Origin of the sequence: Pseudomonas sp. CJQ_9 (assembly GCF_043106615.1) — a bacterium.
In the GTDB taxonomy this organism is placed as follows: Bacteria; Pseudomonadota; Gammaproteobacteria; order Pseudomonadales; family Pseudomonadaceae; genus Aquipseudomonas; species Aquipseudomonas juntendi.
In genome coordinates, this window is sequence record NZ_JBICMS010000094.1 from 1 (window position 1) to 12,651 (window position 12,651).

Below are 12,651 nucleotides of genomic sequence, written 5' to 3' on the forward strand. Positions count from 1 at the left end.
TAACGCTTAACAGACAGGCATTAGCCAGAGGGCCGGTTTTTCATGCGCGCGGTAATTACAGCTTGCCGGCGTTCTCGCTCAGGTAGGCGGCAACGCCTTCTGGCGAAGCGTTCATGCCTTTGTCGCCTTTTTTCCAGTTGGCAGGGCAGACTTCGCCGTGCTCTTCGTGGAATTGCAGGGCGTCGACCAGGCGCAGCAGCTCATCCATGTTACGGCCCAGTGGCAGGTCGTTGACGATCTGCGAACGAACAACACCGTTGGTGTCGATCAGGAAGGCGCCACGGAAGGCCACGCCACCTTCGGACTCAACGTCGTAGGCTTTGCAGATTTCGTGGGTCATGTCGGCAGCCAGGGTGTACTTCACCTGGCCGATGCCGCCGTTGTTGACCGGGGTGTTGCGCCAGGCGTTGTGAGTGAAGTGCGAGTCGATCGACACGCCGATCACTTCTACGTTGCGCGCCTGGAAATCAGGAATGCGGTGGTCCAGGGCGATCAGCTCGGACGGGCAGACGAAGGTGAAGTCCAGCGGGTAGAAGAACACCAGGCCGTACTTGCCCTTGATGGCCGAAGCCAGGTTGAAGCTGTCGACGATCTCGCCATTGCCCAGCACGGCCGGTACGGTGAAATCGGGGGCTTTCTTACCTACGAGTACGCTCATTGTAATCTCCTGATGAGGATGTAGAACCGTTTGCCGGGCCAGACGCGCCTGCCCGACATCCAACAAAGGCGACCATCATACACGGCTTCTGATGACAGGCCGAATCCAACGAGCAGGCAACCGCCGGGCGCTCAAGCACACGCCTTGCAGAAAGTGCTTTGACAAGCATTCTCATTAACATTAAGCTCCAACCCATCGACTCCACCAGCGATGGTCAGCCCTTATGTATGTGTGTCTTTGTGTCGGCGTTACAGACGGACAGATCCGCGACGCGATCTATGAAGGATGCTGCAGTTACAAGGATGTGCGAGCCGCGACCAACGTCGCCAGCCAATGTGGCAAATGTGCCTGCCTGGCCAAGCAGGTGGTCCGCGAGACCCTGACCGAGCTACAGGTCAGCCAGGCAGCCCTGCCCTACCCGGTAGAATTCACCACCGCCTGACACCAGCATTTCCAAGAACCGGACCTAGCGTCCGGTTTTTTTATGCCTACATATCAATAAGTTAAGGTACCAACGCGGTTCACAAACATTCTTATTCCTATTAATTTTCATTTATTATTCAATCACTTAGGTTTGACACACTTACGCATCGGGCTCAAACTTCCTGCTATTGGCACACTTCTACAGGGCAGGAACCCAAATGAAAGGCGACGTAAGCGTCATCCAGCATCTCAACAAGATCCTCGGAAACGAGCTGGTCGCGATCAACCAGTATTTCCTGCACGCCCGCATGTACGAAGATTGGGGCCTGAACAAGCTCGGCAAGCACGAGTACAAGGAATCGATCGACGAGATGAAGCACGCTGACAAGTTGATCAAGCGTATTCTCTTTCTCGAAGGCATCCCTAACGTTCAGGACCTGGGCAAGCTGTTGATCGGTGAGCACACCAAGGAAATGCTCGAGTGCGACCTGAAGCTCGAACACAAGGGCCTGGCCGATCTCAAGGCCGCCATCGCCCATTGCGAAACTGCAGGTGACTTCGGCTCGCGTGACATGCTGGAAGATATCCTCGAGTCCGAGGAAGAACATATCGATTGGCTGGAAACCCAGCTTGGGCTGATCGACAAGATCGGTATCGAAAACTACCTGCAATCGCAGATGGGCGAAGAGTAACCACCCGCAGCATAAAAAAACCCGCGATCAGCGGGTTTTTTTATGCTTGCCGAAATCAGGCTTCGGCAGCTTTGGCCTTGGCGGCGGCGTCCTTGATCAGGGCCTGCAGCTCACCCTTTTCGAACATTTCCAGCATGATGTCGCTACCGCCGACCAGCTCACCGGCAACCCACAGCTGCGGGAAGGTCGGCCAGTTGGCGTACTTTGGCAGGTTGGCGCGGATTTCCGGGTTCTGCAGGATGTCGACGTAGGCGAACTTCTCGCCACAACCCATCACAGCCTGCGATGCCTTGGCCGAGAACCCGCATTGCGGGGCATTCGGCGAACCTTTCATGTAAAGCAGAATGGTGTTGTTGGCAATCTGCTCTTTGATCGTATCGATGATATCCATCTAGCACCTCAGCTGAACTTTCCGACGCGATCGTCGGCACGGTGAGGCATTGTAACGGAAAGCCGAGCAGCATGCTCGGCCTTACCATCGCTCAAGCGGCCTCGACCTGCACGGGGACGCCATTGAGCGCCGCATTGCCCGACACCTGGTCACGCAAGCGCTCGTCGGTCAGGTCATTGGCACTCACGCCAGGCTGCGCCTGGGCGACCTGCAGGTGTATGCCCTGCCGGCCATGACCGAACCCATGGGGCAAGCTGACCACACCGGGCATCATATCCTCGCAAGCCAGTACCTCGACTTCCAAGGCCCCGGTGCGCGAGCGAATCCGCACCCGCTGGCCATCTTGCAGTTGCCGCTGCTGCAGATCGTGGGGGTGCATCAGCAACTGGTGCCGGGGCTTGCATTTGACCAGCCGATGATAGTTGTGCATCCATGAGTTGTTGCTGCGTACGTGCCGACGCCCGATCAACAACAGTTCGTTCGGCGCCGGCGGTGCTTGCCGAGCCAACCGCTGCAAATCGTCCAACAGTACCTGGGGCGCCGCTTCGATTGCCTTGCTGGCAGTGGCCAGGCGAGCCTGGAGGTTGGCGCGCAATGGGCCAAGGTCCAGGCCATGCGGGTTCTCATCGAGCTTGGCCAGGGAAAGCTGCCAGGCGGTTGCCTCGCCGTAGCGGCCTTTGCGCAGGGCCAGGTCGATCATCTGTGCGGGGGCCACGGTCGGCTTGATCTCCAGCCCGGCACGCCTGGCATAGGCCTGCGCCAGCCCGACGAAAATTTCCCAGTCATGCAAGGCGCCCTGCGGTTTGGCCAGGATCGCCCGGTTGAAGCGCGTGATGTTGCGCACGGCCAACAAGTTGAATGTGCTGTCGTAGTGATCATTTTCCAACGCCGAGGTCGAGGGCAGGATCAAGTCGGCATGGCGTGTGGTCTCGTTGATGTAGAGGTCGATGCTGAGCATGAACTGCAACCCCTCCAGCGCAGCATCCAGCTGGCGGCCGTTGGGCGTGGACAGCACAGGGTTGCCGGCCACCGTCACCAAGGCATGCACCTGCCCCTCGCCGGGCGTCAGCATTTCTTCGGCGAGGGCCGCCACCGGCAGCTCACCGCCGTATTCGGGCAACCCCGATACCCGGCTTTGCCAGACATTGAAATGCCCACCCGAGGTGGTTGCGACCAGGTCGACGGCCGGCTCCGTACACAACGCCCCGCCGGCACGGTCGAGGTTACCGGTCACCAGGTTGATCAGTTGCACCAGCCAATGGCACAGGGTGCCGAAGGTTTGCGTCGACACGCCCATGCGCCCGTAGCACACCGCCTTGTCGGCGGCGGCGAAATCCCGTGCCAGCTGCCGGATCTCGGCCGCCTCGATGCCACACAGCGCGCTCATGGCCTCGGCGCTGAGTGGCGCCAGTGCCGCGCGAACCTGCTGCAGACCATTGACCGGCACGTGGGAGCCGCGCGTCAGGCCCTCGTCGAACAGCGTGCTCAGCAGGCCGCACAACAGCGCCGCATCGCCCCCGGGGCGAATGAACAGATGGCGGTCGGCCATGGCCGCCGTTTCGCTGCGCCGCGGGTCCACCACCACCAGGCGCCCACCGCGCCCGCGCAGGGCCTTGAGCCGCTTCTCCACGTCGGGCACCGTCATGATGCTGCCGTTGGAGGCCAGCGGGTTGCCGCCTAGAATCAACATGAAATCGGTATGGTCGATGTCCGGGATCGGCAATAGCAAGCCATGCCCATACATCAGGTGGCTGACCAGGTGCTGCGGCAACTGGTCCACCGATGTGGCAGAGAAACGGTTGCGGGTTTTCAGCAGGCCGAGGAAATAATTGCTGTGGGTCATCAACCCATAGTTGTGCACGCTGGGATTGCCCTGGTACACGGCCACGGCATTGCGCCCATGGGCCTGCTGGATCGCCCACAGCCTGTCGGCGGCCAAGGCAAACGCTTCATCCCACTCAATCGCCTGCCAGTGCTCCCCTACCCGTTTATGGGGCTGGCGCAAACGATCCGGGTCATTCTGAATGTCCTGCAACGCCACCGCCTTGGGGCAGACATGGCCGCGGCTGAACGGGTCGTGGGGGTCGCCCTTGATCGAGCTGATCTGCGCCCGCCCCGCGTCATCATGGCTGATTTCGATGTTGAGCCCGCAGATCGCTTCGCACAGGTGACACGCACGGTGATGCAGGGTCTTGGTCATGGCCGCCTCTGCCTTGTTGTTGGGGGGTGAACGAGCTGAAACTATGCGCCCCGCACCCTATCCCGGCCAGCGCGCTTCGCCGCGTGAATCCACCGACATCAGTGGCACGATTTGCGACAGCCATTTGCCAAATTGCCAGCAAGCCGTGTACAACTTGCTGTAGCAAATAAAAAACAGCACAGCCCAACGGGTAGAGACACGCCTTGCAACCTCTTTGCGGGCAGCCTGCTGTTTCCCCTCTTGGCTTTAGGCGACATTTACTTATAGTATTGCGCCTTTCCCTTTTTCGTCCGCCCCCGTGCGGCTTACGCCGCAGGTCACTCCCGTTGTCAAAAAAACCATACGGTCGACCTGCATACTGTTGCAGATAAGGTAGTCAATCATGAGCGCTAGGCACTTTCTCTCCCTGCTGGACTTCACCGCCGACGAATTGCTCGGGGTGATCCGCCGCGGCATCGAGCTGAAGGACCTGCGCAAGCGAGGCGTGCTGTTCGAGCCGCTGAAAAACCGCGTGCTGGGCATGATTTTCGAGAAGTCTTCGACCCGCACCCGTGTGTCGTTCGAAGCCGGCATGATTCAACTCGGCGGTCAGGCCATCTTCCTGTCGCCTCGCGATACCCAGCTGGGCCGTGGGGAGCCGATTGGCGACAGCGCCATCGTGCTGTCGAGCATGCTCGACGTGGTCATGATCCGCACCCATGCCCACAGCACCCTCACCGAATTCGCCGCCAACTCACGCGTACCGGTGATCAACGCGCTGTCCGACGAGTCGCACCCGTGCCAGTTGCTGGCCGACATGCAAACCTTCCTCGAACACCGCGGCACCATTCAAGGCAAGACCGTGGCCTGGATCGGTGACGGCTTCAACATGTGCAACTCCTACATCGAGGCGGCCAGGCAGTTTGACTTCCAGTTGCGTATCGCGTGCCCGGAAGGTTACGAGCCTGACCCACGCTTCATGGCCATTGGCGGTGACCACGTGCAAATCGTGCGCGACCCCAAGCAAGCCGTAAGCGGTGCCCACCTGGTGACCACGGACGTCTGGACTTCCATGGGCCAGGAGGAGGAAACTGCACGGCGCCTGGCGCACTTTGCGCCATACCAGGTCACCCGCGAACTGCTCGACCTGGCGGCACCCGACGCCCTGTTCATGCACTGCCTGCCTGCCCACCGTGGCGAGGAAATCAGCCATGACCTGCTCGACGACCCGCGGTCCGTCGCCTGGGACCAGGCTGAAAATCGCCTGCATGCACAGAAGGCCCTTCTCGAATTCCTTGTCGAACCGGCTTACCACCACGCATGAGTCAACCCCTACTGCTCAACCTGCGCAACCTTGCCTGCGGCTACGGCGACCAGCGCATCGTCCAGAACCTCAACCTGCACCTGAACGCAGGCGACATCGGTTGCCTGCTGGGTTCATCCGGTTGCGGCAAAACCACCACCCTGCGCGCCATCGCCGGCTTCGAGCCGGTGCACGATGGCGAGATCCAGCTGGCTGGCGAAGTGATTTCCCGCGCCGGTTTCACCCTGGCCCCGGAAAAGCGCCGCATCGGCATGGTGTTCCAGGACTACGCGCTGTTCCCCCACCTGACTGTGGCGCAGAACATAGCCTTCGGCATTGCCAAGCACCCCCGCCAGGCGGCAGTCGTCGAAGAAATGCTCGAGCTGGTCAAGCTGGCTGGCCTGGGCGGGCGTTACCCGCACGAGCTGTCTGGCGGCCAGCAGCAACGGGTCGCGCTGGCCCGTGCGCTGGCTCCCGAGCCGCAGTTGCTACTGCTCGACGAGCCGTTCTCCAACCTCGACGTGGAACTGCGCCGGCGGCTGAGCCATGAAGTGCGTGACATTCTCAAAAGCCGCGGCACCAGTGCCGTTCTGGTCACCCATGACCAAGAGGAAGCGTTTGCCGTCAGCGACCAGGTCGGGGTGTTCAAAGAGGGCCGCCTGGAACAGTGGGACACACCGTACAATCTGTACCACGAGCCACAGACACCGTTCGTTGCCAGTTTCATCGGCCAGGGCTATTTCATTCGTGGCCAGATGGTCAGCCACGAAGCGGTCAGCACCGAACTGGGCGAGTTGCGGGGTAACCGCGCCTACATCATGGCCCCGGGCAGCTCGGTAGATGTGCTGCTGCGCCCGGACGATATCGTGCATGCACCAGGCAGCCCCCTGCAGGCCAAAATAGTCGGCAAGAGCTTCCTCGGCGCCTCGACCTTGTACCGCCTGCAGTTGCCGACGGGCAGCCAGCTGGAAGCGATCTTCCCCAGCCATGACGATCAGCAGGTGGGTGACGATGTCGGCATTGCGGTAAAAGCCGACCACCTGGTGCTGTTTCCGGCACCCGGTAGCGTTGCAGCGCAGTTGCCACCCCTGGAGAAAGGGGTTCGTCGCTACAGCTCGGCGACCTGATACAGCGTATTGGGGCTGCAAGCCAGCCCCAACTTCTCAGCCCCTGCCAATGCCGGCAAATTTACCTTGGGTATGCTCGGCCAGCACGGCGGCCGCCAACTCCACCTCCAGCCCTCGCCGTCCGGCACTGACATGTATGGTGGCAAAGTTCTGCGCCGACTCATCGATGAAGGTGCGCAGGCGTTTCTTCTGCCCCAGCGGGCTGATGCCGCCGACCAGGTAACCGGTGGCACGCTGGGCGGCTGCAGGGTCGGCCATTTCGCACTTCTTCACCCCGGCAGCATGGGCCAGGGCCTTGAGGTCCAGGGTGCCTCCCACTGGCACCACCGCCACCAGCAACTCGCCTTTCTCGCTGCTCGCCAGCAACGTCTTGAATACCTGCTGCGGGTCCAGCCCAAGCTTCTCTGCCGCCTCCAGCCCATACGACGCCGACTTGGGGTCGTGTTCGTAACTGTGCACGCGATGCTCGGCACGATGCTTCTTCAACAGGTCTAGGGCGGGGGTCATGCAGGGGCTCCGGTCTGGGACGGCTCGGCGGCTACTTTAGGACAATTCCCACATGGCAGCCAGCGCACCGCAATCGCGCAGCTCTGGCACGGGCATCCGAAACCGATTTTAGCGGCCATTTCGTGACTGGTCGTTCACTTTCGACCTTTGACATCAGCGTTTCTTGTCTATATTTTTTCGTTTCTGAATACGTGGTGCACGTTAAAGGTGCACTTCCCTGCTCGGTGTCAATGGGGATGGACGCCGTGCTTTGCTGTCGAGCGCCAAGCGCCTCACAACAAAAACAACGAGGTCATACATGACGACTGCTCTACGCCAACCCACGCTGTCCAGCCAATGCCTGGCCGAATTTCTCGGCACGGGCTTGCTGATATTCTTCGGCACTGGCTGCGTCGCCGCGCTCAAGGTCGCCGGCGCCAGCTTCGGCCTGTGGGAAATCAGTATCATCTGGGGTGTCGGGGTAAGCATGGCCATCTACCTCAGCGCCGGCATTTCCGGCGCGCACCTGAACCCGGCCGTGAGCATCGCCCTCACCCTGTTCGCCGGTTTCGACAAGCGCAAGCTGCCTTTCTACATGCTGGCCCAGGTGTGCGGCGCATTCTGTGGTGCAGCACTGGTCTACACCCTGTACAGCAACCTGTTCTTCGATTTCGAACAGGCGCACGCCATGCTACGCGGAAGCGAAGCCAGCCTGGAGCTGGCCTCGGTGTTCTCCACCTACCCGCACCCCTCGCTCTCCACCAGCCAGGCCTTTCTGGTCGAAGTGGTGATCACCGCTATCCTGATGGCGGTGATCATGGCCCTGACCGACGACAACAATGGCCTGCCGCGCGGTGCCGTGGCGCCGCTGCTGATCGGCCTGCTGATCGCCGTGATCGGCAGCGCCATGGGCCCGCTGACCGGGTTCGCGATGAACCCGGCCCGTGATTTCGGTCCAAAGCTCATGACATTCCTGGCGGGCTGGGGCGAAATTGCCTTTACCGGTGGGCGAAGCATTCCTTACTTCCTGGTGCCGATCTTCGCGCCGATCGTTGGCGCCTGCGTGGGCGCCGCGGCCTATCGCGGCCTGATCGCCCGCAACCTGCCTGTTGCAACTGCGACGCACCCTGAGACAAATGACAACCGCCAGGGCGATACTCAAGCCAGTTGATCGCGGCATCACACACAGCCCTGACCCCCTATTCTTGCAAGGCCTACGACCATGACAGACACCCAGGACAAGAACTACATCATCGCCCTGGACCAGGGCACCACCAGTTCGCGAGCGATCATTTTCGATCGTGACGCCAACGTGGTGGGTACCTCCCAGCGCGAGTTCGCCCAGCACTACCCGCAGGCGGGCTGGGTCGAACACGACCCGATGGAGATCTTCGCCACCCAAAGCGCGACCATGGTCGAAGCCTTGGCCCAGGCGGGCATCAGCCATGCGCAGGTTGCCGCGCTGGGCATCACCAACCAGCGCGAGACCACCGTGGTATGGGACAAGGAAACCGGGCGCCCGGTGTACAACGCCATCGTCTGGCAGTGCCGCCGCAGCACCGAGATCTGCGCCCAGCTCAAGCGCGATGGCCATGAAGACTACATTCGCGAAACCACGGGCCTGGTCACCGACCCGTACTTTTCCGGCACCAAGCTGAAATGGATCCTCGACAACGTCGAAGGCGCCCGCGAAAGGGCCGAACGTGGCGAATTGCTGTTCGGCACCATCGATACCTGGCTGATCTGGAAATTTTCCGGCGGCAAGGTCCATGTCACCGACTACACCAATGCCTCGCGCACGCTGATGTTCAACATCCACAGCCTGCAGTGGGACGACAAACTGCTGGAAATTCTGGGCATCCCGCGGCAGATGCTGCCTGAGGTGCGGCCGTCGTCGCAAGTGTATGGCCACACCAAGAGCGGCATCGCCATCGCCGGTATCGCCGGCGACCAGCAGTCGGCCCTGTTCGGCCAGATGTGCGTGGCACCGGGCCAGGCCAAGAACACCTACGGCACCGGCTGCTTCCTGCTGATGAACACCGGCGACCAGGCCGTGAAGTCCTCCCATGGCCTGCTCACCACCATTGCCTGTGGCCCGCGGGGCGAAGTGGCCTATGCATTGGAAGGCGCCGTGTTCAATGGCGGCTCCACCGTGCAGTGGCTGCGTGACGAGCTGAAGATCGTCAACGATGCACTGGATACCGAGTATTTCGCCAGCAAGGTCAAGGACAGCAATGGCGTGTATCTGGTGCCGGCGTTTACCGGCCTGGGTGCGCCGTACTGGGATCCCTATGCCCGTGGCGCGCTGTTCGGCCTGACCCGCGGCGTGAAGGTGGACCACATCATTCGTGCGGCCCTCGAGTCGATCGCCTACCAGACCCGCGACGTGCTCGACGCCATGCAACAGGACTGCGGCCAGCGCCTGTCCGAACTGCGCGTGGACGGCGGCGCAGTGGCCAACAACTTCCTCATGCAATTCCAGGCAGACATCCTCGGCACCTGCGTGGAACGCCCGAAGATGCGTGAAACCACAGCCCTCGGCGCGGCATACCTGGCGGGTCTGGCCTGTGGCTTCTGGTGTGGCCTGGACGAGTTGCGCGACAAGGCCATCATCGAACGCGAGTTCAGCCCGCAGCTGGATGAAGCGCAGAAAGAAAAGCTGTATGCCGGTTGGAAGAAGGCCGTCGACCGCACCCGCGATTGGGAAGATCACGACGCCTGAGGCACCCTCAGCGATGACGCGGTCCCACCATGGGATCGCAGTTCGCGGTTTGCGGCACGGGCCATGCGTCATAGCGCACTGGCCGTAGTCTCCGTCCTACGGCATCATTGCAGAATTTGTCCGGCAGCCCCAAAGGACCGCCCATGAATCTGCCCCCACGCCAACAACAAATCCTCGAACTGGTGCGAGAGCGCGGTTACGTCAGTATCGAAGAAATGGCGCAGCTGTTCGTCGTGACGCCACAAACCATCCGCCGTGACATCAACCAGTTAGCCGAACTCAACCTGCTGCGCCGCTACCACGGGGGTGCCGCTTACGATTCGAGCGTCGAAAACACCGCCTATGCCATGCGTGCCGACCAGATGCGCGACGAAAAGCAACGTATCGCCGAGGCCGTGGCCAGGCAAATTCCCGACCATGCCTCGGTGTTCATCAACATCGGCACCACCACCGAATCCATCGCCCGGGCCCTGCTGAATCACAACCACCTGAAAGTCATTACCAACAACCTGCATGTGGCCGCCATTCTCGCGGCCAAGGATGATTTCGAGGTGCTGGTGGCAGGCGGCACAGTGCGCCGGGATGGCGGCGTGGTCGGCCAGGCCAGCGTCGATTTCATCAACCAGTTCAAGGTCGATTTCGCCCTGGTAGGGATCAGTGGCATTGACGAGGACGGCAGCCTGCTCGACTTCGACTACCAGGAAGTGCGGGTATCCCAGGCCATCATCACCAATGCCCGCCAGGTCATCCTGGCCGCCGATTCCAGCAAATTCGGGCGCAATGCCATGGTGCGCCTGGGCTCGATCAACTTGGTGGATTGCCTGGTGACCGACCAGGCCCCCGCCCCCGCCCTGACGCAGCTGCTCAACCAGTACAAGATCCGCATCGAAGTGGTGTAAACGCCCCCAGGCCGTCAGGCGGTAACGCCCTCGGATCGAGCGCCGCGCGATCTGCGGGGCGGCTCGTTGCGCGAAGTATTCAGCGAATTTTCGTAAATGTTCACTTACTTGCCATGTGATCAGTTTTTTCTATGAAAACTGACTGGCAAGCGCCCCCTTGTTGCGCTAGTATTTTCGGAAACGAACATTAATGTTCATATTCGCTATGAACAGCTTCAGGAGGCCTTGCCCGTGTCCCAGCCCGTTTCGTCCCAGCCAGCACTCGCCGACTGCTACGACATTGCCGTGATTGGCGGTGGCATCAATGGTGTCGGCATTGCCGCCGATGCCGCTGGCCGGGGCCTCAAAGTGTTCCTGTGCGAAAGGGACGACCTGGCCCAGCACACCTCATCGGCCAGCAGCAAACTGATCCACGGCGGCCTGCGCTACCTTGAGCATTACGAGTTTCGTTTGGTTCGCGAAGCGTTGGCTGAACGTGAAGTGCTGCTGGCCAAGGCGCCACATATCGTCAAGCCCATGCGTTTCGTGCTGCCACACCGCCCGCACCTGCGTCCGGCCTGGATGATCCGTGCTGGCCTGTTCCTGTATGACCACCTGGGCAAGCGCAAGCGCCTGGGTGCTTCGCGCAGCCTGCGCTTTGGCCCGGGCTACCCGCTCAAACCGCAGATCACGCGCGGTTTTGAATACGCCGACTGTGCAGTCGACGATGCCCGCCTGGTGGTGCTCAATGCCATGGCGGCCCGTGAACACGGTGCTCATATTCTGACCCGCACCCGCTGCCTGCGCGCCGAGCGTGTAGATGGGCTGTGGCACGTAGACCTGCTGCATGCCGACGGCCAGCAACAGCGCATTCGGGCTCGCGCTCTGGTCAATGCGGCAGGCCCTTGGGTGGCCAGCTTCATCAAGGACGACCTCAAGCTCGATGCGCCCTATGGCATTCGCCTGATCCAGGGCAGCCACCTGATCGTGCCGCGCCTGTATGAAGGCGAACACGCCTATATCCTGCAGAACGAAGACCAGCGCATTGTCTTCTGCATCCCCTATCTGGAGCGCTTTACCTTGATCGGTACTACCGACCGGGAGTACAGCGGCGACCCGGCGAAAGTCGCCATCACCGACCAGGAAACCCAGTACCTGCTCAACGTGGTCAACGCCCACTTCAACCATCAGTTGAGCCAGGCCGACATCCTTAACACCTATTCCGGGGTACGCCCGTTGTGCAACGACGAGTCGGACAACCCGTCGGCCGTCACCCGCGACTACACGCTGGCGCTGTCGGCAGAGGTCGGTCAGGCCCCATTGCTGTCAGTATTCGGCGGCAAACTGACCACCTACCGCAAGCTGGCCGAATCGGCGATGGCCGAGCTCAAGCCCTTCTTCAGCCAGATGCGCGGCAGCTGGACAGCCACCGCGCCCCTGCCGGGTGGCGAGCAGATGACCACCGCACAAGCGCTGCTGGAGCAACTGGTGGCCCGCCACAGCTGGCTGCCGGTGGACATTGCCCAACGCTGGGCGAACACCTATGGCAGCCGGGTCTGGCAACTGCTCGAGGGTGTGAACGGCCCGGATGACCTCGGCCAGGCCATTGGCGGTGGGCTCTTCGCTCGCGAAGTGGACTACCTTTGCGAGGCGGAGTGGGCGACGACCGCCGACGACATCCTGTGGCGCCGCACCAAACTTGGCCTGTTTACCCATGCAGCAGAACGCCTGGCCCTGGAAAACTACCTGCAACAAACCCGAGTCGGGCTTCCCCAGGGCCACGCCGCGTGAT

Annotated in this window: 12 protein-coding genes; 8 read left to right on the top strand and 4 right to left on the bottom strand. The window is 61.3% G+C overall.

What is annotated here, in order from left to right:
• Positions 1 to 55 precede the first annotated feature (55 nt).
• Positions 56 to 658 carry a peroxiredoxin gene (locus ACF8SD_RS19795; RefSeq protein WP_009684560.1) on the bottom strand — a complete coding sequence of 201 codons (603 nt, stop codon included), beginning with the start codon at positions 656 to 658 and terminating at the stop codon, positions 56 to 58.
• Between the two features lie 223 nt (positions 659 to 881).
• Between ACF8SD_RS19795 and ACF8SD_RS19800 the strand changes: the two genes are divergently transcribed.
• Positions 882 to 1,100: a bacterioferritin-associated ferredoxin gene (locus ACF8SD_RS19800; protein WP_009684559.1), complete on the top strand. Its 219-nt coding sequence runs from the start codon at positions 882 to 884 to the stop codon at positions 1,098 to 1,100.
• A gap of 199 nt (positions 1,101 to 1,299) precedes the next feature.
• Complete coding sequence (bfr, locus tag ACF8SD_RS19805; protein ID WP_009684558.1) at positions 1,300 to 1,773, top strand: bacterioferritin; 474 nt, start codon at positions 1,300 to 1,302, stop codon at positions 1,771 to 1,773.
• Between the two features lie 55 nt (positions 1,774 to 1,828).
• On the opposite strand, the gene grxD is transcribed toward bfr, so the two are convergent.
• Positions 1,829 to 2,164: a Grx4 family monothiol glutaredoxin gene (grxD, locus tag ACF8SD_RS19810; RefSeq protein ID WP_009684557.1), complete on the bottom strand. Its 336-nt coding sequence runs from the start codon at positions 2,162 to 2,164 to the stop codon at positions 1,829 to 1,831.
• Positions 2,165 to 2,255: 91 nt separating this feature from the next.
• Entirely contained in the window at positions 2,256 to 4,364 is a 2,109-nt protein-coding gene (locus ACF8SD_RS19815; RefSeq protein WP_392484902.1) for a molybdopterin oxidoreductase family protein, read from the bottom strand.
• A 382-nt stretch (positions 4,365 to 4,746) separates the two neighbouring features.
• On the opposite strand from ACF8SD_RS19815, the gene argF reads away from it, so the two are divergent.
• Together argF and ACF8SD_RS19825 are read left to right on the top strand one after the other, a co-directional pair.
• The gene (gene argF, locus ACF8SD_RS19820) at positions 4,747 to 5,667 is read left to right on the top strand and encodes an ornithine carbamoyltransferase (protein ID WP_054913622.1); all 921 of its coding nucleotides are present in this window, start codon (positions 4,747 to 4,749) and stop codon (positions 5,665 to 5,667) included.
• Positions 5,664 to 6,773: an ABC transporter ATP-binding protein gene (locus ACF8SD_RS19825; protein ID WP_173890852.1), complete on the top strand. Its 1,110-nt coding sequence runs from the start codon at positions 5,664 to 5,666 to the stop codon at positions 6,771 to 6,773. The genes argF and ACF8SD_RS19825 overlap by 4 nt, the downstream gene beginning before the upstream one ends.
• 36 nt (positions 6,774 to 6,809) lie before the next feature.
• Here the strand turns inward: ACF8SD_RS19825 and ybaK are convergent, their stop codons facing one another.
• The gene (ybaK, locus tag ACF8SD_RS19830) at positions 6,810 to 7,280 is read right to left on the bottom strand and encodes a Cys-tRNA(Pro) deacylase (protein ID WP_054904052.1); all 471 of its coding nucleotides are present in this window, start codon (positions 7,278 to 7,280) and stop codon (positions 6,810 to 6,812) included.
• Between the two features lie 298 nt (positions 7,281 to 7,578).
• Here ybaK and ACF8SD_RS19835 point away from each other — a divergent pair, with 298 nt between their 5' ends.
• From ACF8SD_RS19835 to glpD, 4 genes are all read left to right on the top strand, one after another.
• Positions 7,579 to 8,430, top strand: a complete 852-nt coding sequence (locus tag ACF8SD_RS19835; protein WP_173890853.1) for an MIP/aquaporin family protein — start codon at positions 7,579 to 7,581, stop codon at positions 8,428 to 8,430.
• A gap of 51 nt (positions 8,431 to 8,481) precedes the next feature.
• A complete protein-coding gene (gene glpK, locus ACF8SD_RS19840; RefSeq protein ID WP_173890854.1) occupies positions 8,482 to 9,981 on the top strand; it encodes a glycerol kinase GlpK in 1,500 nt (499 codons plus the stop codon).
• Between the two features lie 143 nt (positions 9,982 to 10,124).
• Positions 10,125 to 10,880 (top strand): DNA-binding transcriptional repressor GlpR, encoded by a 756-nt coding sequence (gene glpR / locus ACF8SD_RS19845; protein WP_173890855.1) that lies wholly within the window; start codon positions 10,125 to 10,127, stop codon positions 10,878 to 10,880.
• A 231-nt stretch (positions 10,881 to 11,111) separates the two neighbouring features.
• Positions 11,112 to 12,650, top strand: a complete 1,539-nt coding sequence (gene glpD, locus ACF8SD_RS19850) for a glycerol-3-phosphate dehydrogenase (protein WP_392484903.1) — start codon at positions 11,112 to 11,114, stop codon at positions 12,648 to 12,650.
• The last annotated feature ends 1 nt before the right edge of the window (position 12,651 follow it).